The following is a 22,456-nucleotide window of genomic DNA, read 5'->3' on the forward strand; positions in this document are numbered from 1 at the left end:
CAGCACGGTCGAATGTGGGAGCGGGCTTGCTCGCGAAAGCGGAGTGTCAGTCACTGTAGATATTGACTGAACCAGCGCTTTCGCGAGCAAGCCCGCTCCCACATTTGTTTTTGTGTTGTGTTAATCGGACCACGGGGCTTTGCGGGAGTTATTCAACTCCGCCAAGTAACCATCCCCGCCCAGCTGGCTCATCTGCTGCCGAATCCACGCCGCCCGCCGTGCCACATACGCCGTCGGATGGCTGGCGCTCCACACCCGTGGATTGGGCAAAACCGCCGCCAGATAGCTGGCCTGCTGGCGGGACAGCGCCTTGGCGCTCACGCCAAAGTGATGCCGCGCGGCCGCCTCTGCGCCAAATACGCCTTCATCCCACTCCACGCTATTGAGGTACACCTCAAGAATCCGCTGCTTGGGCCACAGCACCTCGGTCAGCGCGGTAAACCAGGCTTCCAGGCCTTTGCGCAGATAACTGCGGCCGGTCCACAAAAACAGGTTCTTCGACACTTGCTGGCTCAAGGTACTGGCGCCGCGAATCGAACCGCCGCGCTCGTTATGCGCCAGCGCCGCCTGGATCGCGCCGAAGTCAAAACCCCAGTGCTGCGGGAAACGCTGGTCTTCACCGGCCATTACCGCCACTTTCAGTTCGTCGGATATCTCATCCCACGGCACCCAGGTGCGCTGTACATCAATCGGCTCGCCGTCGACCCAGGATTCGATTTTGCGCTCCACCATCAACGCGGTGAACGGCGGCGGCACCACACGAAACAGCAGCACCAGCAGCACACTGCCGATGGCAAACCATTTAATGACATTAAGAAAGCGCTTGAAGAGGAGACGCAGCATAGAGATGGCTTGGCCGAACCCGTTGAGCGGGCCATTATACAGACCCTGCCCCTCGAGTCTGACTGGAGTTCCTCATGCTGCGTAGCTTTCTGATGCTGGCTGCCTTTTTCGGCTTTACCGGCGTCGCCCTGGGCGCCTTTGCCGCCCACGGCCTGAAAAACCGCTTGAGCGCCGAGTACCTGGCGATCTTCCATACGGGCGTCACCTACCAGTTGGTGCACGCCCTGGCGCTGTTCGGCGTGGCGTTGCTGGCCGCGCATATTCCTGGCCGACTGGTCAGCTGGGCGGGCATCTCCTTTACCGTCGGCATTTTGCTGTTCTCGGGCAGTCTGTATGCGCTGACTCTGACGGGCATCAGCAAGCTGGGCATCATCACGCCGTTTGGGGGGCTGGCCTTCCTGCTCGGCTGGTTCTTCCTCGGTTTGACAGCCTGGCGTCTACAGGTCGCCTGACCAAGGGACTTGGGTCAGCCGCGCTGATCGGGCTAGAATGCTGGCCCCTAAAAACGATGGCGGCCCGTGGCATGCGCATTCAGTTGAACGGCGAATCCTTTGAACTGCCCGACGGTGAAACCGTTGCGGCCCTGCTGACCCGTCTGGACCTGACCGGACGCCGTGTCGCAGTAGAGCTCAACCTGGATATCGTCCCGCGTAGCCTGCAAGCCGAAACCGCGCTCACCGAAGGTGATCAGGTCGAAGTGGTCCACGCCATCGGCGGCGGCTAACCGCCCGGCGCTCTAGGGCGCCAACCCGCATTCTGCAGAACCTCACCCCAATTCGAGGATTTCCCATGAGCATCGTTCGTAGCGACAAGCCTTTCGTCCTGGCCGGTCGTACCTACCAGTCCCGCCTGCTGGTCGGCACCGGCAAGTACCGCGACATGGAAGAAACGCGCCTGGCCATCGAAGCCTCGGGTGCCGAGATCGTAACGTTTGCCGTGCGCCGCACCAACCTCGGCCAAATCGAGGGCGAGCCGAACCTGCTCGAAGTGTTGTCGCCGGATCGCTACACCTTCCTGCCGAACACTGCCGGTTGCTACGACGCCATCGAAGCCGTGCGCACCTGTCGCCTGGCCCGTGAGCTGCTCGACGGCCACAACCTGGTAAAACTGGAAGTGCTGGCCGACCAGAAAACCCTGTTTCCCAACGTGATCGAAACACTCAAGGCCGCCGAAACCCTGGTCAAGGAAGGCTTCGACGTGATGGTCTACACCAGTGATGACCCAATCATCGCACGCCAATTGGCCGAAATCGGCTGCATCGCGGTGATGCCGCTGGCCGGCCTTATCGGTTCCGGCCTGGGCATCTGCAACCCGTACAACCTGCAAATCATCCTCGAAGAAGCCAAGATTCCGGTGCTGGTGGATGCGGGCGTGGGCACTGCCTCCGACGCTACCATCGCCATGGAGCTGGGGTGTGACGCGGTACTGATGAACTCGGCCATCGCCCATGCGCAGCAGCCGGTCATGATGGCCCAAGCCATGCAACACGCAATCGTCGCGGGCCGCCTGGCGTACCTCGCCGGTCGCATGCCGAAAAAACTGTACGCCAGCGCCTCCTCGCCGCTGGATGGTCTGATCAAGTAAGAGCCATTGATGACTGAATCAAACGAAACGCCGAACCCCGTGGAAGAAGGCGACGAGTCCAAGCACCGCCGCATCAAGAGTTTTGTGATGCGCGCCGGCCGCATGACCGAAGGCCAGCAAAAGGGCCTGGAGCAAGGTACGCCGCTGTTCGTGTTGCCATTGGCCGACGCGCCGGTGGACTACGACCAGGTGTTCGGCCGCTCGGCCCCACGCTCCCTGGAAATCGGTTTCGGTATGGGTCACTCCCTGCTGGAAATGGCCGCGGCCGCGCCGGACCAGGACTTCATCGGTGTGGAAGTGCACCGCCCAGGTGTCGGCGCGCTGCTTAACGGCGTGCTGACCCAAGGCCTGACCAACCTGCGTGTCTACGACTGCGATGCGATCGAAGTGCTCAACCGCTGCATCGCCGACAACAGCCTCGACCGCCTGATGCTGTTCTTCCCGGACCCTTGGCACAAGAGCCGTCACCACAAGCGTCGTATCGTCCAGGCTTCCTTCGCGGAGCTGGTGCGCAGCAAGCTGAAAGTCGGTGGCATTCTGCACATGGCCACCGACTGGGAGCCGTACGCCGAATACATGCTGGAAGTGATGGACGTAGCGCCTGGCTACCGCAACCTGGCCGAAGACGGTAAATGCGTACCACGCCCGGCCGAGCGCCCGATCACCAAGTTCGAACGCCGTGGCGAGCGACTGGGGCATGGGGTTTGGGATTTGAAGTTCGAGAAGGTCGACTGACGAGCCAATAGCCGGCTTGGAATGCAATCAACTGTGGGAGCTGGCTTGCCTGCGATAGCATCACCTCAGTATCACAGATACACCGAGGTGCCTGCATCGCAGGCAAGCCAGCTCCCACAGTTGTTTTGTGTTGAGCTTTGGAATCAGCGGCGGTCGGCTACTACGCCAATCAACACCAGCACCACCACCAACACCGGCGCCAGGCTGTAGTTATTGAACTGGCTCAGCCCCCGCACAATCCATGGCGTGGCATACAGCAGCGCCGCGCCGCTGCCGATCATGCACACCAATGCCATCAAGGGTACGCGCAAGGCCCCGGCAAGGCTGCCCAAGCGGCCTTCGATCCAGCCTTTGATATCCGCGCCAAACAGCACCAGTAGGCAGCCGACAAGGGCCAGGGAGATTTCCGACAGGTTGCTACGGCTCCAGCGGGACACGGTGGCGAGCAGGTCGAGTACCAAATCCATGTGATTTCCTTAGAGCGATCAGCTCAAAAACTTCTGCAACAGGTCATTGAGAAACAGTTGCCCACGGTCGGTGGCCGCCAGGCGTGACGGTTCGACCTGCATTAAGCCACTTTGTTCTGCCTCCCGGCGGCCTTCGTCGAGGCTGGCCAGGTCGAGGCCGGTGCGCTCGGCGTATAGCCTGGATTCAACGCCTGCGGTGAGGCGCAAAGCGTTCATCAGGAACTCGAACGGCAGCTCTTCGTTGGTCAGCTCTTTCGCGCCGGCCTGGAAGCTTTTGGCCGGGTTGAGGTAGTCCTTGGGCGCCCGGGTTTTCCAGGTGCGCACGATGCGCCCGTCCGGGTGGCTGAGCTTGCCGTGGGCACCGGCGCCGATGCCGATAAAGTCGCCGAAGCTCCAGTAGTTCAGGTTGTGTCGCGCCGGGCGGCCGGGTTGGGCATAGGCCGAGACTTCATATTGCGCGTAACCGTGTTCGGCCAGCAGCGCCTGGCCGGCTTCCTGAATGTCCCATAGCGTGTCGTCTTCCGGCAGCGCGGGCGGCTGGTTCCAGAACACGGTGTTGGGTTCCAGCGTCAGCTGATACCACGACAAGTGCGTGGGCTTCAGTGCGATGGCCTGGCGCAAGTCGCTCAGGGCATCGTCCAGCGACTGATCGGGCAAGCCGTGCATCAAGTCCAGGTTGAAGTTATCGAACCCGGCCTGGCGTGCCATGCCGGCGGCGCGCACGGCTTCATCGCCATTATGGATGCGGCCCAACGCCTCAAGCTTTTGCTGCTGGAAGCTCTGGATGCCGATGGACAGGCGATTGATCCCCAGCTTGCGGTACGCCACGAACTTCTCTTGTTCGAAGGTGCCGGGGTTGGCTTCCAGGGTGATTTCGATATCGCCGGCAAACGGAATACGGGCTTGCACGCCCTTGAGCAGGCGACCCAGCGCGGCGGCGCTGAACAGGCTAGGCGTACCGCCACCGAAGAAGATCGAACTCAGTTCACGGCCGTAAACTGCGTGCAGGTCTTGATCAAGGTCGGCCAGCAGTGCGTCCACATACTCTTCTTCCGGCAGCACTTTGCTCGCGGTGTGGGAGTTGAAGTCGCAATACGGGCATTTGCGCACGCACCACGGAATATGGATGTACAGCGCCAGAGGCGGCAGCACCGGCAGGGCCGCCCGAGGTGTTTGCGCGCCGCCGTGGATCAGCGGCTGCGCAGAGGTGTTTTGGGTCATTTCAGGCTCAGGCGTTGGCGCAGCAAATCCATTGCGCGGGCGCGGTGGCTGATCTGGTTCTTGTCGGCCGGGCTCAGTTCGGCGCTGGAGACATTGCGCTCCGGCACCCAGAACAGCGGGTCATAGCCAAAGCCATGCTCACCACTGGCGGCATGCAGGATGCGCCCGTGCCACAGGCCTTCGCACAGAATCGGTAACGGGTCATCAGCGTGGCGAACCAGCGCGAGCACGCAGACGAACTGTGCACCGCGCTCGGCGTCCGGCACGTCCTTGAGCGCGTCCAGCAGCTTGGCGTTGTTGGCCGCGTCGCCTTTGCCATCGGCATACCGCGCCGAGTAGATGCCCGGCGCGCCGCCGAGGAAATCCACGGCCAGGCCCGAGTCATCCGCCAGCGCCGGCAGGCCGGAGATGCGTGCGGCATTGCGGGCCTTGAGGATGGCGTTTTCGACAAACGACAGGCCGGTTTCTTCCGGCTCTACCTGGCTGAACTCGCCGATCGAGCGCAGTTGCACGGAGTCGCCGAGCATGGCCTGGAGTTCTTTGAGTTTGCCGGCGTTATGGCTGGCCAGTACGAGTTGGGTGAGGTTCATTTGGTGCCCGGAAAAAGTTCTTGGACGAAGCTGAAGCCGTGGGCCTTGCCACTGGTTTCAACGTTGATGGTAAACGTCCGGTATTCCTGCTGTGTGACCGAATAGGGCGCCAGGTACGAGATGCCGCCCTTTTCAGTAATCTGCTTGAACGTCAGCACTTCGCTCTTGCCGCTCAAGTCCTTGATCGTGCCGGTCACCTGCGCGGCCACTGGCGTCACGCCCTTGATCACCGACACATTGATCAGGCCCTTCTCGTTGCTGCGCACGATACCGGCTGCCTGGGCGGTTTCCGGTTGCAGGAAACTCGAAGTAAAGGTGTTGTAGTGCACAGTGATATCGCCAAATTCTTTCTGGCGTTTACCGTCGACGGCGTCTGCTGCCATAGCGTTGGCGCCCAGCAATGCAGTCAATAAAAAAACAGCCAAACGACTCATGATCGTGCCTCTTGATAATGATTAGACGGCAATCTTGTGGTCGGTCAGGCCAGGGCTGCTGACCCGGTAGATACCAATTTCGCCCAACAGGTTGGGCCATAGTTTACTCGCCCAGCCGTGGCGGTGCTGTTGATCGACGGCAAGGCGGTTGATCACCTTGGCTTCACGCTCGCCACACAGGGCTTCAAAGTCTTCAAAGGTGCAGAAGTGAATGTTCGGCGTGTTGTACCAGGTGTACGGCAGGAAGTCCGAGACCGGCATTCGGCCCTTGGTGGCCAAGTACCAGCGGCAGCGCCAATGCCCAAAGTTGGGGAAAGTGATGATGCACTGGCGGCCCACGCGCAGCATCTCGTCGAGGATGCGGTCCGGGTAGTGCACCGCTTGCAGGGCCTGGGTCATCACCACGATATCGAAACTGTTGCTGGCAAAGTTGCCCAGGCCCTTGTCCAGGTCCTGCTCGATCACGTTGATGCCCTTGGCCACGCACTGGGCGATGTTGTCCGGGTCGTTTTCCAGGCCATAACCGGTGACTTGCTTGTTGTCGCGCAGCCAGCTCAGCAGTTCGCCATCGCCGCAGCCCAGGTCGAGCACGCGGCTGCCGGCGGGGATCCAGTCTTGGATGATTTCCAGGTCGGCTCTCATGGCGTTCTCACAGTGCTATTCGGTTCATGTAGTTACTGAAGGCCTGCAGGTAGCGTGGGATCGGAATCAGGAAAGCGTCATGGCCTTGCGGAGCATCGATCTCCAGGTAGCAGACGTCTTTGCGTGCGGCCATCAAGGCGTCCACCAACTCACGGGAGCGCGCTGGCGAGAAGCGCCAGTCGGTGGTGAACGACATTACGCAGAACTTGGCCGTAGCGTGCTCGAAGGTTTTCGCCAGGTCGTCGTCGTGGTTGGCGGCCGGGTCGAAGTAGTCCAGCGCCTTGGTCATCAGCAGGTAAGTGTTGGCGTCGAAACGCCCCGAGAACTCCTCGCCCTGATAACGCAGGTAGCTTTCGACCTGGAACTCGACGCTGTGGAAGTCGTAGTTGAGCTTTTCGCTCTTGAGCCCACGGCCGAATTTCTCGCCCATGGAATCATCGGACAGGTAGGTGATATGCCCGACCATCCGCGCCAGCATCAAGCCGCGCTTGGGGATCACACCGGCTTCCTGGAACGAACCGCCGTGGAACTCGGGGTCGGTGAGGATGGCCTGGCGTGCCACTTCATTGAAAGCGATGTTCTGCGCCGACAGTTTTGGTGCCGAGGCGATGGCCAGGCAATGGCGCACGCGATCCGGATAGGAGATGGTCCATTGCAGCGCCTGCATGCCGCCCAGGCTGCCGCCGATCACGGCGGCCCATTGGTTGATGCCCAGCAAGTCGGCAAGACGCGCCTGGCTGTGCACCCAGTCTTCCACGGTCAGCACCGGGAAGTCGGCGCCGAACGGCTTGCCGGTTTCCGGGTTGAGGCTGCTGGGGCCGGTGGAACCGTTGCAGCCGCCGAGGTTGTTCAGGCTGACCACAAAGAACTTGTTGGTGTCGATGGGCTTGCCGGGGCCGATGCAGCTGTCCCACCAGCCGGGCTTGCGCTCGTCGGCACTGTGAAAGCCGGCGGCGTGATGATGGCCGGACAGGGCGTGGCAGATCAGCACGGCGTTGCTCGCCGTGGCGTTCAGTTGGCCATAGGTTTCATAGATCAGGTCGTAGGCAGGCAGCGAACGACCGCAGGCCAGGGCCAGCGGTTCGCTGAAGTGCGCCACTTGGGGCACGACCAGTCCAACAGAATCGGGGGGGAAGGCAGCTGGCATCGACCCTGCTCTCGTTTAAATGAGGCGTAAGTCTAAAGAGCGGTGACCCCAGCGGCAAGCAAAGGCCTGCACCCGTACGCAGATACAAAATGTGGGAGCGGGCTTGCTCGCGAATGCGGTATGTCAGTCAGCGAAAATATCGACTGATCTACCGCATTCGCGAGCAAGCCCGCTCCCACAATTTTTCCACCTATCAGATCAGGCCGAACAGTTCTTTAGGCATGAACGCATAGTACGCCAGGCGCGGAATCACCCAGCTTTGCAGCAGCTGGATCGCGATAAACGCGAAGATCGGCGAAATATCCAGGCCGCCCAGGTTCGGGATCAGGCGACGGAACGGCGCCAGCACCGGTTCGGTGATCTGGGCCACCAACTCGGCGCCCGGGCTGCGGCTGCCAGGTGCGACCCACGACAGAATCACGCTGATGATCATCGACCAGAAAATGATCTTCAAAAATAGCGAGAAGATCCCGATCAAACCCCATGGCAACAGCAGCACCGTGAACGCCTGGTAGCCGTTGAGCATCAGGATCACCACAAACAACAGGATTTGCAGGAGCAGCGCCAGCACCAGCGAGGACATGTCCAGGCCGAACATGCTCGGCACCACCCGGCGCAGCGGCTTGAGCAGCGGCTGGGTAGCCTTGACCACGAACTGGCAGAGCGGGTTGTAGAAGTTCGCCCGCACCAGTTGCAGGATAAAACGCATCAGCACGATCAGCAGGTACAGGCTGCCCAGGGTCTGGATGATGAAAATGGCAGCGTCATTGATTCCGAGCATGTTTGATTACCTTGGTAAGGGATGACTATTTGCCCAGTTGCTCAGCCATCTCGGCTGAACGGTGTGCCGCAGCACCCAGTGCTTTTTCCACCAGGGCTTCAAAGCCCCCGGCCTGGAACGATTCGATGGCAGCCTGCGTGGTGCCGCCTGGCGAGGTCACGCGACGGCGCAACTCGGCGGCGTCCACATCGCTTTCTACCGCCATGTTCGCGGCGCCCAAAGCAGTTTGCTCGGCCAGTTGCTCGGCGACTTCATGTGACAGGCCCAGTTTCACGCCGGCGGCCGTCATGGCTTCGATCAGCAGGAAGAAGTAAGCCGGGCCGCTACCGGACACGGCGGTGACCGCGTCCAATTGCTGCTCCTGTTCCAGCCACACGGCCAGGCCCACGGCAGACAGCAGTTCCTGAGCCTGGCCGCGCTGCTCGGCAGTCACCTCGGCGGTGGCGTACAAACCGCTCACGCCCTTGCGCAGCAGTGCCGGCGTATTGGGCATGCAACGCACGATCGGCTGGGCACCGAGCCAGGTGTTCATGCTCGCGCAAGTGATACCGGCGGCGATCGACACCACCAGTTGGTGCGGTTGCAGGCTCGGGCGCAGGCTTTCGCACACGGCCTTCATGGCTTGCGGTTTTACCGCCAGCACGATCACGTCGACGCCCTGGATGGCCTCGGCGTTATCGGCAAAGGTCTCGATACCGTGCTCGGCGCTGACGCGGGCGCGGGTCTCGGCGCCGGGGTCGCTGGCGCGGATCTGCGTGGTTTGCAGGCCCTTGGCCCGCAGGCCGCCGATCAGGCTGGCCGCCATGTTGCCGGCGCCGATAAAGGCAATACGCGTGTTGCTCATGACAGGTCCTTACTTAGATGGATGTCAGCCATTTCACGGCTGGCCGTAGTCGCGGGCGCCAAACAGGGCGGTACCGATCCGCACCCACGTGGCCCCTTGGGCGATAGCCGACTCAAGGTCGTGGCTCATGCCCATGGAAAGTGTGTCCAGCGGCAGGTTCAGGCTGGCTTGCAGATCGCTGACCGCTGCGAAGGCTGCATCTTGTGCAGCGCGATCTTCAGTCGGCTCGGGGATCGCCATCAAGCCACGCAGCTTCAAACGCGGCAGGGCGCTGATTGCAGCGGCCAGGGCCGGCAGGTCGGCGGGTGTACAGCCGGACTTGCTGGCTTCGCCACTCACGTTGACCTGAATGCAGATATTCAGCGGTGGCAGGTCAGCCGGGCGTTGTTCAGACAGGCGTTGCGCGATTTTCAGGCGGTCCACGGAATGCACCCAGGCGAAGTACTCGGCGATCGCACGAGTCTTGTTCGATTGAATGGGGCCGATGAAGTGCCAACTCAAGGGCAGGTCGGTTAATTCAGCCTGTTTGCCCAGGGCTTCCTGCAGGTAGTTCTCGCCAAAGTCGCGCATGCCGGCGGCATAGGCTTCGCGCACGGCCTGGGCAGGTTTGGTCTTGCTCACGGCCAGCAGGTGGATGCTGCTTTCGTCACGTTGCACGGCGTGGGCCGCGGCGCGGATGCGCTGGCTAACCTGGCCAATGTTGTCTGCTATCGTCGACATTCAAGATGCACCCGTGGATATGGAGTCCGCGGCATTCTACTGGAAATGGAAAGCCCTATGGATATCACTGAACTGCTGACGGCCAGCGTGCGCCGTGGCGCCTCCGACCTGCATTTGTCGGCTGGCCTGGCGCCGATGCTGCGTGTCGATGGCGAAATCTGGCCATTGGATGGCCCGGCGCTTTCGCCTACGCAAGTTGCGGACTTGTTAAGCCCTTTGCTCAATCAGCACCAACAAAAGGATTTCGAAACATCTCTTGAAACGGATTTTGCCTTCGCGCTGCCGGGCCTGGCGCGGTTTCGCGCGAATGTGTTCCGCCAGGATCGCGGCATGGGCGCGGTGTTTCGCACCATCCCCACCGAAGTGCAAAGCCTGGAGAGCCTCGGGTTAGGCGAGGTATTCCGCCGTATTGCGCAGCTGCCGCGCGGCCTGGTGCTGGTGACCGGGGCGACCGGCTCCGGCAAGTCGACGACGCTGGCGGCGATGATCGACCACCTCAACCAGCACCGACGCCAGCACATCCTCACGCTGGAAGACCCGATCGAATTTATCCACAGGCCGAAAATGGCCCTGATCAACCAGCGCCAGGTACACCGCGATACCCATAGCTTTTCGGCGGCGCTGCGCTCGGCCCTGCGTGAGGACCCGGATGTGATTCTGGTGGGCGAGCTGCGTGACCTCGAAACCATCCGCCTGGCGCTGACGGCCGCAGAGACCGGGCACTTGGTATTAGGCACGCTGCACACCTCTTCAGCGGCAAAGAGCGTGGATCGGCTGGTGGACGTGTTCCCGACGGGGGAAAAAGCCATGGTGCGCGCCATGTTGTCGGAGTCATTGCAGGCGGTGGTGTCCCAGGTACTGGTCAAGAAGCTCGGCGGCGGCCGGGTGGCGGCGCACGAGATCATGCTGGGCACGCCAGCCATCCGTAACCTGATCCGCGAAGACAAGGTGGCGCAGATGGTCTCGGCGATTCAAACCGGCGGGGCGTTGGGGATGAAAACCCTGGATATGAGCTTGAAGGCGTTGGTCAGCGAAGGGCTGATCAGCCGGGAGGAGGCGCGGGGGCAGGCGCGGGTGCCTGGAGATATAGAGGTCTGAAGATCGACGCAAAACAAATGTGGGAGCGGGCTTGCAGTGGCGAGGGAGCTTGCTCGCGCTGGGCTGCGCAGCGGCCCCAAGATTTTGGGAGCGCTTCGCACTGGAGCGCCAGCCCGGTCCAGCGGGAGCAAGCTCCCTCGCCACAGCAAGCCCTCCCACATTTTGTAGTGCATTCAGCCTGGGATCAGCGCTGAACAACTCGCAGGTTATTCTGCTCTTTAGGCAGAACACGCTTGGCAATCACGTAGTTCTTGTCCCAGAACGGCTTTTTCAGCGTGTCGATGCTCACCGACTTGCCACGGCGCGGTGCGTGGATAAAGCGGTCGTTGCCCAGGTAGATGGCAACGTGGTTGACCTGGCGGCTCTTCAGTTTGAAGAACAACAGGTCGCCCGGTTTCAAGTCCTTGCGATCAACCTTCAAGCCGTGGCCGGCAGCCATGGCGTTGGAGGTGCGGGGCAAATCCACCGCTTTTACATCATTAAACGCATATTTCACCAAACCGCTGCAGTCGAACCCTTTACTTGGGCTGCTGCCGCCCCAACGATAAGGAGTACCGAGCACGTTAACGGCGCGGCTGAGGACATTGCTGCTTTGCTTGGTGTTGACGGCCAGTTGGGTGTGGATTGCTTTACCGTGGGCCTTGCTCACTTGAGTCGGGCGGTTGACGGTCAGCTTTACCGACTTGGCAGTGCTGGGTGTGCTGTGAACTTTAGGGGTGAAACCGTTAACGTTAGGAAGACGTTGCTCACGATTGGTGGCGTGGGCGGCCAGTGGCATTAATAGGCAGATGGTTAGCCATGTCTTGAAAAATGGTCGCATTAGGCGTGGCTCTTTTAGGTTTGCGCGCAACTTTATAACAGCTTTTTGTGTCGTTCTCAGGCCGTTTGTCGACTGAACTCTGGGGTCAAACTCAGGAAAAACGCGACGAATTGCCGCAATTGTCCTACAGAGGTCAGGTGGCATAAGGCTTTGCGGGAGGGAAGATACCATTTGCCGTGCGTCGGGCGCCCGTAAAAAAGTCACAAAGAAAATGAAAAAATTTATCTATCGAGGCAAAAGAGGTACTCCATGAACACCTATCGACAGGATGTTACGCAGCAAGACACCCACAGCAAGGTGATCGGTTACCTGCTTTGGATTTTTGGTTTTACCGGGGCGCATCGCTTCTATTACGGCAAACCCGTGACCGGGACGATCTGGTTTTTCACCTTCGGCCTGTTCGGCATCGGCTGGCTGATCGACTTGTTCCTGATCCCGGCCATGGACCGTGAAGCGGACCTGCGTTTCACCGCCGGGCCGATCGAATACAACGTGGCCTGGATTCTGTTGGCATTCCTGGGTGTGTTCGGCTTGCACCGCATGTACCAGGGCAAATGGATCACCGGTCTGATCTACCTGCTGACCGGCGGTTTGTTCCTGATCGGGGTGCTGTATGACTTCTGGACGTTGAATACGCAGATTTCGATCCGCAATGCCGAGCGCAACAACGGCCGATAAGTCTCTCAAGCCTATTAGAGAGCCCAATGTGGGAGCGGGCTTGCTCGCGAAAGCGGTGGAGTCAGCATATTTGCCGGCTGACACACCGTATTCGCGAGCAAGCCCGCTCCCACATTTACTTTGGCCACTCCAGACTGGAGTCAGGCCTGGTAAGTAATCCGCCCATCCACCAAGGTGTAGCGCACCGTCGCCGGCAGGCTATGGCCGATGAACGGGCAGTTCTCGCCCTTGGACAGCCAGTGTTCCCCGGCAACCGTGGAACTGGCCGGGTCAAACAGCACCAGATCCGCCGCCGAACCCACCGCCAACTTGCCCGCCGGCAGGCGTAGGGCCTCGGCCGGGCCAGCGCTCAGGCGCGCCAGCAGCGTCGGCAAGTCCAGCAAGCCGTCTTCCACCAGCGTCATCGCCAGTGGCAACAACAGCTCTACGCTGCTGATGCCTGGCTCTGTCGCGCCAAACGGTGCCAGCTTGGCATCCCGTTCGTGGGGCTGGTGATGGCTGGAAATCGCCGAAACCACACCCGACTTCACCGCCGCACGCAAACCTTCACGGTCGGCCAGGGTGCGCAGCGGCGGCTGCACGTGATACAGGCTGGAGAAGTCGATCAACGCCTCATCGGTCAAAATCAACTGATACAACGCCACATCCGCCGTTACCGGCAGACCGCGCGCCTGGGCCTGGGCGATCAAGGCCACGCCGCGTGCGCTGGTGAGTTGGCTGAAGTGCGCGCGTACACCGCTTTGTTCCACCAGCAGCAGGTCACGGGCCAGGGCTACGGTCTCGGCAGTTTCCGGAATGCCCGGCAGGCCGAGGAAGCTGGCCACGGCGCCTTCATGGGCCAGGCCACCTTCGGCCAGGTCGCGGTCCTGGGAGTGGAAGATCACGGTCAGATCGAACGTAGCCGCATATTCCAGCGCACGGCACAGCGTGCGAGTGCTGCGAAAACTCTCCAGGCCGTTGCCGAACGCCACGCAACCGGCATCGCGCAGGGCGATCAGCTCGGCAAGTTGTTCGCCTTCCAGGCCTTTGCTCAGGGCGCCGATGGGGAACACTTTGCAATTACCGGCTTCACGGGCGCGGTCAAGGATCAACTCGGTCACCGCCGAAGTGTCCAGGATCGGCTTGGTGTGCGGCGGGCAGCACAGGCTGGTGACGCCACCGGCAGCGGCGGCGCGGGTTTCGCTGGCGATGCTGCCTTTGCGGCTGTAACCCGGCTCGCGCAGGGCGACGTTCAGGTCCACCAGGCCAGGTGCGGCCACCAGGCCCTTGGCATCGATGCTCTGGCTGGCGCTGAAACCTGCGGGCGCGGCGCCAATGGCGATGAGCTTGCCGGCTTCCAGGTGTAGATCGGTGACTTGATCCAGGCCACTGGCCGGATCGATAACGCGAGCGCCAAGAATGCTGAGCTTCACTGGGCGTTCTCCTGCTCGAATTGACGTTGCGCGGTTTGCCCGCTCATGGCCATGGACAGCACGGCCATGCGGATGGCGATGCCATAAGTCACCTGGTTGAGGATCACTGACTGCGGGCCATCGGCCACCGCCGATTCAATCTCCACACCACGGTTGATCGGGCCTGGGTGCATCACGATGGCATCCGGCTTGGCGCCGGCCAAACGCGCGGTAGTCAGGCCGAACAGGCGGTAGAACTCGCCTTCGCTCGGCAACAGGCCTCCGGACATGCGCTCGCGCTGCAGGCGCAGCATGATCACCACGTCCACACCCTTGAGGCCTTCGGTCATGTCGGTGTAGACCTTCACGCCGTATTGTTCGATGCCGATCGGCAGCAGGGTTTTTCGGCGCGATCACGCGGATATCCGGGCAACCCAGGGTTTTCAGGGCCAGCATGTTCGAACGCGCCACCCGCGAGTGCAGGATGTCGCCGACGATGGCCACCGAGAGGTTTTCAAAGCTGCCCTTGTGCCGACGAATGGTGAGCATGTCGAGCATGCCCTGGGTCGGGTGGGCGTGACGGCCGTCGCCGCCGTTGATGATTGCCACCTGCGGGCACACATGCTCGGCAATAAAGTGTGCGGCGCCGGAGTCGCCGTGGCGTACCACGAACATGTCGGCGGCCATGGCTTCCAGGTTGCGCAGGGTGTCGAGCAGGGTTTCGCCCTTGCTCGCCGACGAGGTAGACACGTTCAACGTGATCACGTCGGCCGACAGCCGTTGGGCCGCCAGTTCAAAGGTGGTGCGGGTGCGCGTGGAGTTCTCGAAGAACACATTGCAGATGGTTTTGCCGCGCAGCAGCGGGACTTTCTTCACCGCCCGGCCACCGACTTCGAGGAACGAGTCGGCAGTGTCGAGGATTTCGGTGAGCAACTCGCGGGGCAAACCGTCGAGGGACAAGAAGTGTTGCAACTGGCCCTGAGCATTGAGCTGCAGCGGGCGCTTGGCATCTAGAGGCGTCATCGCGGGGACTCTGTACAAGGCGGTTTAAAGGGCAAGGTCTTGCAGTTCGAGTTCGAGCGGCGTGGGACCGGACAATTTTACCCGCTGGTGGGCTTCAAGGGACAGTGTGGCGCCGACCACATCCGGGCTGATCGGCAATTCGCCAGCATCCAGGTCCAACAGGCACACCAGGGTTACGCTGGCGGGGCGGCCATAGTCGAACAGCTCGTTGAGGGCGGCGCGGATGGTGCGGCCGCTCATCAGCACGTCGTCGATCAGCACCAGATGCTGGCCTTCGACCTCGAATGGCAGCGCCGAGGGCTGTACTTGCGGGTGCAGGCCATTCTGGCTGAAGTCGTCGCGGTAAAAGGACACATCCAGGGTGCCCAGCGGCGAATCGCTGCCCAGTTCTTCCAGCAGCGCCTGGGCCACCCATACACCGCCGGTGCGGATGCCAATAAACCGCGGCTCGCTGATGGCACGGTGTTGCAGATGGGCGCTGAGGCTCGTTGCCATCTGGCTGATCAGTTCGGTGGGATTGGGCAGGCTCATGGTGGCTCCTTCTAGGCCTTGCGCAGCGGGGTGCGCACAAGGTCTGGGCTCAAACGTAAAAAGACGCGGCAAGCCGCGTCAGTCAGGATTCAAATAAAGCGGTGTTTTCATCCAGCCAGCCCTGCAGTAACAGGGCGGCGGCAATGGCGTCCACCGGGTTGTCGCGGTAGCTGCCTTTTTGCCCGCCACGGTCGCGGCGCTCACCCTTGGCTTCAAAGGTGGTCAGGCGTTCGTCGTGGGTATAGAAGGGCAGGTTGTAGCGGCCATTGAGGCGGCGGGCGAATTTTTCCGCGCGCAGGCACATCTCGCTGGGAGTGCCGTCCATGTTCAACGGCAGGCCGACCACGACCGCATCAGGCTTCCACTCTTTAATCAGGGCTTCGACCTGGTTCCAGTCCGGCACGCCGTTCTGGGCTTTCAAGGTACACAGCTCGCGGGCCTGGCCGGTAATCACCTGGCCGACCGCTACGCCGATCTGTTTGGTGCCGTAGTCAAAACCGAGGATCAAGCGCAAAGCCATCAGGCGTGCCCCGCCTGGCTGGTCAACAGGCTGAGGTTGACCCGCAGCTTGGCGGCAGCCGCTTCCAGGCGCAGCTCACTGGCGGTGTTGAACAGGATGTCGGCGTCAAACGGGCAGGTCAGCCAGGCATTGCTGGCCAGTTCGGCTTCCAGTTGCCCGGCTTCCCAACCGGCGTAGCCGAGGGTGATCACGCTTTGCTCAGGGCCAACGCCGTCGGCGATGGCGAACAACACATCCTGAGAAGTGGACAGTGACACGCCTTCAAGGTCGACCGTGGCCTGAAACTTCGGCCCGGTGGGGTGCAGCACAAAGCCGCGATCGGTCTGCACCGGCCCGCCGATGTAGATCGGCACGCCCTGGCAACGCGCCGGTGGGTCGATCTCGGGGCGCAATTGCTCAAGGATATCGGCCAGGTTCAGCTCTTGCGGGCGGTTGACCACCAACCCCATGGCACCATTGGCCGTGTGCTCGACGATGTAGGTCAAGGTCTGCGCAAAGTTCGGGTCGGCCATATGGGGCATGGCGATCAGGAATTGATGCTTGAGGTAGGTCGGGCTGACATTTTTCATGTTAACTAGTGTGGCGTTGGAGGGGCGAACTGACAAGCTGGAGTTATCTGGGGCACCCCTTAATACCCTTCATTAAAGGATGTACTTCGTACCTGTGGCGAGGGAGCTTGCTCCCGTTGGACTGCGTAGCAGTCCCCTGCTTTTAAAGCAAAGAGCAGGGGCCGCTGCGCGGCCCAGCGGGAGCAAGCTCCCTCGCCACAGGGGGAACGATCCTCAGTTGCTGGACAGCCGATCGCCCCTGGCAAACTTCCAGGTGCGGATGATTTCCAGGCGGTCGATGTCGTTCAAATCACCGGTAAACGGCGCGAAAGGCGCAGCCAGGCGCACGATGCGCTGGGCGGCCTGGTCCAGCAATGGCTGGCCGGACGACTCCAGCACCTGCACTTCATATAACGAACCGTCGCGGTTGATCGACACCAGAAGACGCAAATTGCCATAGATTTGCTGACGCCGCGCCTCATCCGGGTAGTTGAGGTTGCCGATGCGCTCGACTTTCTTGCGCCACTCGTCCTTATACCAGGCGCCTTTGTCGCGCATGGTCGACGCGGCATTCAGGCGGTAGATGCGCGGGCGCTTGGCATACAGCTGTTGCTCATTGGCCAGCTCCGCTTCGAGGCTGGAGATTTGGTCGGAGAGCTGCGAACTGTCGAACGTCGGCGCAGGCTTCACCGGCTCAGGCGTCGGCTCGGTCTTGGCTTTCTCGCGCTGGGTCGCAGCTTTTTGCGGTTTCGGCGCGACGGTGGCCACGGCGGCCTTGGGCGCGGCCTGCTTGACCTCGGGCTTGGGGGCAGGTGGCGGCGTGACTTTATTGACCTTGTTGTCCTGGAAGGGCGCCACTTCGGTGGTCTTGGGCACGGCCTTCTTGTCGAGGGTGCCGCTGCCTTGCTGGTTGTCCTGGGCGAGAAAATCGGCCTTTTCGGGCTTCTTTTCGCTCTTGAACGTGGCGAGGGTGATTTCCAGGGTTTTGCTGATCTGCTTGGGCTCCACGTAGGTGAAGCCCAGGCCAAGGAGTAAGGCGAGGTGGATCAGGGCGGCCAGGAACAGGGTAAATCCGAGCCGATCAGCCGGGCGCACGCCGCTGTGGGAGAGTTCGGGGGGCAGATCGGACGGGAGTGTCATGACAAAAAAACCAACATCGCGCGTTTCACAGATGGCGCATGATAACGCAATGTTGGTTGATGTCCGGCTGTTCTATGTCACTTGGCTTGTAGCTTGCGCTCAATGGCTGCCATCAGCATTTCGCCGATATTCGTGCCAAATGCGTTGTCGATCTCGCGAATACAGGTCGGGCTGGTGACGTTGATTTCGGTGAGGTTCTCACCAATTACGTCTAGTCCTACAAACAGCAGGCCTTTTTCCCGCAGGGTCGGGCCAACCTGAGAGGCGATCCAACGGTCTTTGTCCGACAATGGGCGTGCTTCACCACGACCACCGGCCGCCAGGTTGCCACGGGTCTCGCCTGCCGCCGGAATACGCGCCAGGCAGTAATCCACCGGCTCGCCGTCGATCATCAGGATGCGTTTGTCGCCGTCCTTGATCGCCGGGATATAAGCCTGGCCCATGATCTGCTGGGTGCCCAGCGCGGTCAGGGTTTCGAGGATCACCGACAGGTTCGGGTCACCGGCGCGATGACGGAAGATCGACGTGCCACCCATGCCATCCAGCGGCTTGAGGATCACATCACCGTGTTTGGCGGCGAATTCACGCAGCACGTCGGCACGGCGGCTGACCACGGTCGGCGGCGTGCACTGCGGGAACAGCGTGGCGAACAGTTTTTCATTGCAGTCGCGCAGGCTCTGCGGCTTGTTGACGATCAGCACGCCGGCGCGCTCGGCCTGTTCCAGCAGGTAAGTGGAGTAGACGAACTCCATGTCGAACGGCGGGTCCTTGCGCATCAGGATCACGTCCAGATCGCTCAGCGGGCTGTCGATTTCGTCCGACAGCTCAAACCACTTCTCAGGGTTGGCAAACACCTGCAGCGGGCGCATGCGTGCGCGGGCTTCGCCGTCGCCCTGGTAAAGATCGCGCTGCTCCATATAGAACAGGGTCCAGCCGCGGGCCTGGGCGGCCAGGAGCATGGCCAGCGAGCTGTCCTTTTTATAGGAAATGCTGGCGATAGGGTCCATGACAATGCCGACGCGAACGCTCATGGGGGATTTCCTCTAGCAAATTAGGGCGCATAAAAGTGGCGTCAGAGTGGCGCTGCGGCTGTTGTGGGTCAAGGAAAAACCACCTGGCCGGTTGCTCGATAGATTGCGCCCGGAGACTGTGCTAAAAAGACTGCCACGGCGCAGCAGCCCTTGAATTCCAAGGCTTGCGGCGCTCATCCTGTGCAACATCAGGCAGTACACACCGAAAACCGATTCGCTGTGGCGATGGTAGAGCAGATATGGAACAGCATTCCAACGCCTTGAGAGTGATGGTGATCGACGATTCGAAAACGATCCGCCGCACGGCCGAGACGCTGTTGAAGAACGTGGGCTGCGATGTGATCACGGCCATCGACGGTTTCGATGCCCTGGCCCGGATTGTTGATCATCACCCGCACATTATCTTTGTCGACATCATGATGCCGCGCCTGGATGGCTACCAGACCTGCGCCCTGGTGAAGAACAACCCGGCGTTCAAGTCGATCCCGGTGATCATGCTGTCGTCCAAAGACGGCCTGTTTGACAAGGCCAAGGGGCGCATCGTCGGTGTCGATCAGTTTTTGACCAAGCCTTTCAGCAAGGAAGAACTGCTGGGTGCAATCAAGGCTTACGTGCCTGGGTTCGCCGCAGTAGAACAAGCACACTGACGCCGCCTCACAAGGGCCGGCGCCGACCAATGTAGTGGGGAAAACCATGGCACGCGTTCTGATCGTCGACGATTCGCCGACTGAAATGTACAAACTCACCGGCATGCTCGAAAAGCACGGCCACGTGGTGCTCAAGGCCGAAAACGGCGCGGACGGCGTGGCCCTGGCCCGTCAGGAAAAACCCGACGCCGTGCTGATGGACATCGTGATGCCGGGCCTCAACGGCTTCCAGGCAACCCGCCAGCTGTCCAAGGAGCCGGAAACCAACGGCATTCCGATCATCATCATCACCACCAAGGATCAGGAAACCGACAAGATCTGGGGCGCACGCCAGGGTGCCAAGGATTACCTGACCAAGCCGGTGGACGAAGACACCCTGATCGCCACCCTGAACAAGGTACTGGCCGGCTAAAGGCTCGCGATCATGACCGAGTCGCAAACCGCCTTCGAGCTGCTGCTGGACATCGACCGCCGCTGCCGCCTGCTGGCCGCCGACCTGCCGTCCCAGGAAGCCCGCCTGCAACGCTGGAGCGGGATCGGCTTTCGCCTGGGGCCCCACTGGTACGTGGCGCCGATGGGCGAAGTCGCCGAAGTGCTGCATGAGCCGCGTTGCACGCTGATGCCCGGCGTCAAGCCGTGGGTCAAGGGCGTGGCCAACCTGCGCGGGCGTTTGCTGCCGGTGATGGACCTGGGCGGTTTTCTTGGCCTGGAACTGTCCAAGGCACGCAAGCAGCGGCGGGTGCTGGTGGTCGAGTACAACGACCTGTTTGTCGGGTTGCTGGTAGACGAGGTGGTAGGCATGCAGCATTTCGCACAAGACGCATTGCTGGTGAGCACTGCTCCAGCCGCGCCGTTTATTCAGGGCGAGTTCGACAGCGATCAGTTGTGGCAAGTCTTCAGCCCCTTCGCTCTGGCCCAGGCTCCGGGCTTTATGGATGTTGCCGAATGACCACCGTCACCACGCCCAAACCCCAGGCCGCGTCGCGCAGCCGCTCACAGATCATCGTGCTGTTTATCGCACTGATCGTGTTCATCATGCTGCTGTTTGCCAACTTCGCGTACCTCAACACCCAGTCCACCTATGACAAGCAGTACATCGGCCACGCCGGTGAGCTGCGTGTGCTGTCCCAACGCATCGCCAAAAACGCCACCGAGGCCGCTGCCGGCAAGGCCGCCGCGTTTAAATTGCTGGGCGATGCGCGCAACGACTTTGCCCAACGCTGGGGCTACCTGAAAAAAGGTGATACCGAAACCGGTCTGCCCGCCGCGCCCAGTGCGGTTCGGGCGGAAATGCGCGCGGTGCAGACCGACTGGGAAGCGCTGCTGAAAAACACCGACGCGATCCTCGCCAGCGAGCAAACCGTGCTGTCCCTGCATCAAGTGGCCGCGACCCTCGCCGAAACCGTGCCGCAATTGCAGATGGAGTCGGAAAAGGTCGTCGATATCCTGCTGCAACGTGGCGCACCGGCCAGTCAGGTAGCGTTGGCGCAACGCCAGTCGCTGTTGGCCGAGCGCATTTTAGGCGCGGTCAACACGGTGCTCGCGGGCGACGAAACCGCCGTGCAGGCCGCTGATGCCTTTGGTCGCGATGCCAGCCGCTTCGGTGTGGTGCTCAACGGCATGCTCAACGGCAACCCGGGCTTGCGCATTACCCAGGTCGAAGACCATGACGCCCGCGCGCGGCTGGCGGAAATCTCGGAGCTGTTCGAGTTTGTCTCCGGCTCCGTGGATGAAATCCTCGAAACCTCGCCGCAGCTGTTCCAGGTACGGGCCTCGGCGAGCAATATCTTCAACCTGTCGCAAACCCTGCTCGATGAAGCCTCGCACTTGGCCACCGGGTTTGAAAACCTTGCCAGCGGGCGCAGTTTCGACACCATTGGCGGCTATGTGCTGGGTTTGCTGGCGCTGGCCTCGATTATTCTGATCGGCCTGGTGATGGTGCGCGAAACCAACCGCCAACTGCATGAAACCGCCGAGAAGAACGAGCGCAATCAGAACGCGATCATGCGCCTGCTCGATGAAATCGAAGACCTGGCCGACGGCGACCTCACCGTGACCGCCTCGGTCACCGAGGACTTCACCGGCACCATCGCCGATTCCATCAACTACTCCGTGGACCAGCTGCGCGATCTGGTCGCCACCATCAACCTCACCGCCGGGCAAGTGGCGGGTGCGGTGCAGGACACCCAAGCCACCGCCATGCACCTGGCCCAGGCTTCGGAGCACCAAGCCCAGCAGATCGCCGAAGCCTCTACGGCGATCAACCAGATGGCGCAGTCCATCGATCAAGTGTCGGCCAACGCCGCCGAATCTTCGGCCGTGGCGGAGCGCTCGGTGGAAATCGCCAACAAGGGCAACGAGGTGGTGCACAACACCATCCATGGCATGGACAACATTCGCGAACAGATCCAGGACACCGCCAAACGTATCAAACGCCTGGGCGAATCTTCCCAGGAGATTGGCGACATCGTCAGCCTGATCGACGACATTGCCGACCAGACCAACATCCTCGCCCTCAACGCCGCCATCCAGGCGAGCATGGCCGGTGACGCCGGGCGCGGTTTTGCGGTGGTGGCCGACGAAGTACAGCGGCTGGCCGAGCGCTCATCCGCCGCCACCCGGCAAATCGAAACCCTGGTGCGGGCGATTCAGGCCGACACCAACGAAGCGGTTATCTCCATGGAGCAGACCACCACCGAAGTGGTGCGCGGCGCGCGGCTGGCCCAGGACGCGGGCGTGGCGCTGGAAGAGATCGAAGGCGTGTCGAAAACCCTGGCGGCGTTGATTCAGAGCATCTCGAATGCGGCGCAGCAACAGACCTCATCGGCGGGGCAGATTTCACTGACGATGAATGTGATTCAGCAGATCACCACGCAGACGTCGTCGGGTTCTACGGCCACGGCGGAAAGCATCGGCAACCTGGCAAAAATGGCCAGCCAGTTGCGCCGGTCGGTGTCGGGTTTCACCCTGCCGCCGCCTAAACAGGCCGATGATTGAAATGCTATCTGGAAAACACCACAG

The 22,456-nt window shown here is 61.3% G+C and carries 27 protein-coding genes and 1 pseudogene; 10 read left to right on the plus strand and 18 right to left on the minus strand.

The annotated features are described in order from the left end of the window. Positions 1–120: 120 nt before the first annotated feature. Positions 121–843, minus strand: a complete 723-nt coding sequence (gene mtgA / locus QF043_RS00110) for a monofunctional biosynthetic peptidoglycan transglycosylase (RefSeq protein WP_307417123.1) — start codon at positions 841–843, stop codon at positions 121–123. Positions 844–917: 74 nt separating this feature from the next. On the opposite strand from mtgA, the gene QF043_RS00115 reads away from it, so the two are divergent. The 4 genes from QF043_RS00115 to trmB all read left to right on the plus strand — a co-directional run bounded on the left by QF043_RS00115 (position 918) and on the right by trmB (position 3,162). After that, positions 918–1,295: a DUF423 domain-containing protein gene (locus QF043_RS00115; protein WP_056857688.1), complete on the plus strand. Its 378-nt coding sequence runs from the start codon at positions 918–920 to the stop codon at positions 1,293–1,295. 71 nt (positions 1,296–1,366) lie between these two features. After that, entirely contained in the window at positions 1,367–1,567 is a 201-nt protein-coding gene (gene thiS, locus QF043_RS00120; RefSeq protein WP_307417124.1) for a sulfur carrier protein ThiS, read from the plus strand. Between the two features lie 65 nt (positions 1,568–1,632). Beyond that, a complete protein-coding gene (locus tag QF043_RS00125; RefSeq protein ID WP_105521099.1) occupies positions 1,633–2,427 on the plus strand; it encodes a thiazole synthase in 795 nt (264 codons plus the stop codon). A gap of 9 nt (positions 2,428–2,436) precedes the next feature. Further along, on the plus strand, positions 2,437–3,162 hold the full coding sequence (trmB, locus tag QF043_RS00130; protein WP_056857689.1) for a tRNA (guanosine(46)-N7)-methyltransferase TrmB: 726 nt from the start codon (positions 2,437–2,439) through the stop codon (positions 3,160–3,162). Positions 3,163–3,305: 143 nt separating this feature from the next. On the opposite strand, the gene QF043_RS00135 is transcribed toward trmB, so the two are convergent. The 9 genes from QF043_RS00135 to QF043_RS00175 form a co-directional block, all read right to left on the minus strand. Next, positions 3,306–3,629 (minus strand): DUF3392 domain-containing protein, encoded by a 324-nt coding sequence (locus QF043_RS00135; protein ID WP_056857690.1) that lies wholly within the window; start codon positions 3,627–3,629, stop codon positions 3,306–3,308. Between the two features lie 18 nt (positions 3,630–3,647). Beyond that, positions 3,648–4,850, minus strand: a complete 1,203-nt coding sequence (gene hemW, locus QF043_RS00140) for a radical SAM family heme chaperone HemW (RefSeq protein ID WP_307417125.1) — start codon at positions 4,848–4,850, stop codon at positions 3,648–3,650. Further along, positions 4,847–5,440, minus strand: a complete 594-nt coding sequence (gene rdgB, locus QF043_RS00145) for an RdgB/HAM1 family non-canonical purine NTP pyrophosphatase (protein ID WP_071490376.1) — start codon at positions 5,438–5,440, stop codon at positions 4,847–4,849. Before rdgB ends, hemW begins: the two co-directional genes overlap by 4 nt. Continuing rightward, positions 5,437–5,874, minus strand: a complete 438-nt coding sequence (locus QF043_RS00150) for a DUF4426 domain-containing protein (protein ID WP_307417126.1) — start codon at positions 5,872–5,874, stop codon at positions 5,437–5,439. Before QF043_RS00150 ends, rdgB begins: the two co-directional genes overlap by 4 nt. A gap of 21 nt (positions 5,875–5,895) precedes the next feature. Further along, positions 5,896–6,516 carry a methionine biosynthesis protein MetW gene (metW, locus tag QF043_RS00155; protein ID WP_016972957.1) on the minus strand — a complete coding sequence of 207 codons (621 nt, stop codon included), beginning with the start codon at positions 6,514–6,516 and terminating at the stop codon, positions 5,896–5,898. A 7-nt stretch (positions 6,517–6,523) separates the two neighbouring features. Continuing rightward, positions 6,524–7,663, minus strand: a complete 1,140-nt coding sequence (locus QF043_RS00160) for a homoserine O-acetyltransferase (RefSeq protein ID WP_307417127.1) — start codon at positions 7,661–7,663, stop codon at positions 6,524–6,526. Between the two features lie 193 nt (positions 7,664–7,856). After that, on the minus strand, positions 7,857–8,444 hold the full coding sequence (locus tag QF043_RS00165; protein WP_017139454.1) for a YggT family protein: 588 nt from the start codon (positions 8,442–8,444) through the stop codon (positions 7,857–7,859). A gap of 25 nt (positions 8,445–8,469) precedes the next feature. Continuing rightward, a complete protein-coding gene (gene proC, locus QF043_RS00170; protein ID WP_307417128.1) occupies positions 8,470–9,288 on the minus strand; it encodes a pyrroline-5-carboxylate reductase in 819 nt (272 codons plus the stop codon). A 33-nt stretch (positions 9,289–9,321) separates the two neighbouring features. Then, the gene (locus QF043_RS00175) at positions 9,322–10,008 is read right to left on the minus strand and encodes a YggS family pyridoxal phosphate-dependent enzyme (protein ID WP_307417129.1); all 687 of its coding nucleotides are present in this window, start codon (positions 10,006–10,008) and stop codon (positions 9,322–9,324) included. Between the two features lie 57 nt (positions 10,009–10,065). Between QF043_RS00175 and QF043_RS00180 the strand changes: the two genes are divergently transcribed. Beyond that, positions 10,066–11,106, plus strand: a complete 1,041-nt coding sequence (locus tag QF043_RS00180; RefSeq protein ID WP_307417130.1) for a type IV pilus twitching motility protein PilT — start codon at positions 10,066–10,068, stop codon at positions 11,104–11,106. 184 nt (positions 11,107–11,290) lie between these two features. Here the strand turns inward: QF043_RS00180 and QF043_RS00185 are convergent, their stop codons facing one another. Next, positions 11,291–11,926, minus strand: a complete 636-nt coding sequence (locus QF043_RS00185; RefSeq protein WP_017139450.1) for a C40 family peptidase — start codon at positions 11,924–11,926, stop codon at positions 11,291–11,293. Between the two features lie 249 nt (positions 11,927–12,175). Here QF043_RS00185 and QF043_RS00190 point away from each other — a divergent pair, with 249 nt between their 5' ends. Beyond that, the gene (locus tag QF043_RS00190) at positions 12,176–12,604 is read left to right on the plus strand and encodes a TM2 domain-containing protein (RefSeq protein ID WP_176991626.1); all 429 of its coding nucleotides are present in this window, start codon (positions 12,176–12,178) and stop codon (positions 12,602–12,604) included. A gap of 140 nt (positions 12,605–12,744) precedes the next feature. On the opposite strand, the gene QF043_RS00195 is transcribed toward QF043_RS00190, so the two are convergent. The 7 genes and pseudogenes from QF043_RS00195 to gshB all read right to left on the minus strand — a co-directional run bounded on the left by QF043_RS00195 (position 12,745) and on the right by gshB (position 18,788). Continuing rightward, a complete protein-coding gene (locus QF043_RS00195; RefSeq protein WP_138813466.1) occupies positions 12,745–14,016 on the minus strand; it encodes a dihydroorotase in 1,272 nt (423 codons plus the stop codon). Continuing rightward, positions 14,013–15,018: pseudogene (locus tag QF043_RS00200) on the minus strand (aspartate carbamoyltransferase catalytic subunit). Before QF043_RS00200 ends, QF043_RS00195 begins: the two are co-directional and overlap by 4 nt. Positions 15,019–15,042: 24 nt before the next feature. After that, positions 15,043–15,549 (minus strand): bifunctional pyr operon transcriptional regulator/uracil phosphoribosyltransferase PyrR, encoded by a 507-nt coding sequence (gene pyrR, locus QF043_RS00205; RefSeq protein WP_056857700.1) that lies wholly within the window; start codon positions 15,547–15,549, stop codon positions 15,043–15,045. Between the two features lie 82 nt (positions 15,550–15,631). Next, positions 15,632–16,069, minus strand: coding sequence for a Holliday junction resolvase RuvX (ruvX, locus tag QF043_RS00210; RefSeq protein ID WP_003213744.1), 438 nt, complete (start codon positions 16,067–16,069; stop codon positions 15,632–15,634). After that, complete coding sequence (locus QF043_RS00215) at positions 16,069–16,638, minus strand: YqgE/AlgH family protein (protein ID WP_017139445.1); 570 nt, start codon at positions 16,636–16,638, stop codon at positions 16,069–16,071. Before QF043_RS00215 ends, ruvX begins: the two co-directional genes overlap by 1 nt. 213 nt (positions 16,639–16,851) lie before the next feature. Next, the gene (locus QF043_RS00220) at positions 16,852–17,757 is read right to left on the minus strand and encodes an energy transducer TonB (protein ID WP_307417132.1); all 906 of its coding nucleotides are present in this window, start codon (positions 17,755–17,757) and stop codon (positions 16,852–16,854) included. A gap of 77 nt (positions 17,758–17,834) precedes the next feature. After that, positions 17,835–18,788: a glutathione synthase gene (gene gshB / locus QF043_RS00225; RefSeq protein WP_056857702.1), complete on the minus strand. Its 954-nt coding sequence runs from the start codon at positions 18,786–18,788 to the stop codon at positions 17,835–17,837. A gap of 239 nt (positions 18,789–19,027) precedes the next feature. On the opposite strand from gshB, the gene pilG reads away from it, so the two are divergent. The 4 genes from pilG to QF043_RS00245 are packed head-to-tail and all read left to right on the plus strand — an operon-like array spanning position 19,028 to position 22,432. Further along, a complete protein-coding gene (gene pilG, locus QF043_RS00230) occupies positions 19,028–19,435 on the plus strand; it encodes a twitching motility response regulator PilG (RefSeq protein ID WP_010564379.1) in 408 nt (135 codons plus the stop codon). Positions 19,436–19,481: 46 nt separating this feature from the next. Continuing rightward, positions 19,482–19,847: a twitching motility response regulator PilH gene (gene pilH, locus QF043_RS00235; protein ID WP_017139442.1), complete on the plus strand. Its 366-nt coding sequence runs from the start codon at positions 19,482–19,484 to the stop codon at positions 19,845–19,847. 12 nt (positions 19,848–19,859) lie between these two features. Then, complete coding sequence (locus tag QF043_RS00240) at positions 19,860–20,384, plus strand: chemotaxis protein CheW (RefSeq protein ID WP_307417133.1); 525 nt, start codon at positions 19,860–19,862, stop codon at positions 20,382–20,384. Then, positions 20,381–22,432 (plus strand): methyl-accepting chemotaxis protein, encoded by a 2,052-nt coding sequence (locus tag QF043_RS00245; RefSeq protein ID WP_017139440.1) that lies wholly within the window; start codon positions 20,381–20,383, stop codon positions 22,430–22,432. The genes QF043_RS00240 and QF043_RS00245 overlap by 4 nt, the downstream gene beginning before the upstream one ends. Positions 22,433–22,456 lie beyond the last annotated feature (24 nt).

The sequence above is a fragment of the Pseudomonas sp. W3I7 genome, from assembly GCF_030816095.1.
In the GTDB taxonomy this organism is placed as follows: domain Bacteria; phylum Pseudomonadota; class Gammaproteobacteria; order Pseudomonadales; family Pseudomonadaceae; genus Aquipseudomonas; species Aquipseudomonas salomonii.